This is a genomic window from Ramlibacter cellulosilyticus, from assembly GCF_014297465.1.
GTDB classification, from domain to species: domain Bacteria; phylum Pseudomonadota; class Gammaproteobacteria; order Burkholderiales; family Burkholderiaceae_C; genus Ramlibacter; species Ramlibacter cellulosilyticus.
This window is the reverse complement of the sequence record NZ_JACORT010000033.1, coordinates 1-1199: the sequence shown is the minus strand read 5'-3', so window position 1 is coordinate 1199 and position 1199 is coordinate 1. Positions and strand designations below refer to the sequence as shown.

At 62.1% G+C, this 1199-nt stretch carries 1 protein-coding gene; it reads left to right on the top strand.

What is annotated here, in order from left to right; translation table 11 throughout:
• Positions 1-198 precede the first annotated feature (198 nt).
• A complete protein-coding gene (locus H8N03_RS25985) occupies positions 199-1179 on the top strand; it encodes an IS110 family RNA-guided transposase (protein ID WP_187079155.1) in 981 nt (326 codons plus the stop codon).
• Positions 1180-1199: the final 20 nt, after the last annotated feature.

Sequence of the window (1199 nt, the reverse complement as noted above, 5' to 3'; positions counted from 1 at the left end):
AACCCAGCCTTGTATTCTTCCAATCTTGTTTTTGGGGCAACCCGGAAGCGGGCGCACGCCGTACCCAGCCTTTGGTCTTTGAACCCGTGGCGTAGATCCTGCGGCGCCTGCTTCTCTTTCTCTTGTCCGTCTTCAAAGACCGGACAGTATCTTTCCGCCCGGCACGCCCGGAGCCCGCATTCACAAGGTTGATCAGAGATGGCGCAAGAGAAGAAGCTGGACACGATCGGCATCGATGTGTCCAAGGAGAAGCTCGACGTCGCACTGCTGCGCGAGCAGGGCAAGTTCCGAGACAAAGTGGTGGCGAACAGCCGCAAGGGCTTCCAGGAGCTGGCGGCGTGGTTGGCCAAGCAGGATGTGACCAAAGCGCATGTCTGCATGGAGGCCACGGGCGCCTATTGGGAGGACTTGGCGGAGTTCCTGGTGGATGCCGGCTTCGAGGTCAGCGTGGTGAATCCGCTATTGATCCGGAAGTTCGGGGAGTCGCTGGGCGAGCGCAGCAAGACTGACAAGCTGGATGCACGCGTCATCGCCAAGTTCTGCGCGCAGCGCGTTCCGGAGCGCTGGCAGGCACCGTCCAAGGCGATCCGAGGCCTGCGCGCCTTGGTGCGTCGGCGCGAGGCATTGATCGGGCTTCGCACCGAGGAGCTCAATCGACGCGACAGCGCCTCGGAGCCGCGCGTTCTGGAGAGCATCTCCAAGGTCATTGCGATGTTGGACGAACAGATCGCCGAGATCGAACGGCAGATCCGCCAGCACATCGATAGTGATCCGACTCTCAAGGATCAGCGCAAGCTGCTCGAATCGGTGCCGGGCATCGGTCCGGTCCTCTCAGGAATGCTGCTGAGCTATTACGGTGGCGACTTGCGATTCGCCACCAGCAAGCAGGCGGTGGCCTTCGCCGGCTTGGACACCAGCCGGCGCGAATCGGGAACGAGCGTACGAGGCAAACCGCGGCTGTCCAAGAAGGGGCATAGCGACATCCGCGGAACCCTCTATATGCCCGCGGTCGTAGCCATGACCAGAACTGCATGGGGGAGGATCTTCGCCGGCCGCCTTGCGGCAGCTGGAAAGCCGCCGATGCTTGTGATCGGCGCCGTGATGCGCAAGCTCGTCGCCATCGCATACGGCGTCCTGAAGTCGGGCCAACCCTTCAACCCGGCGCTTCACGCCGCTTGACCTGGATAACAGTATCTACG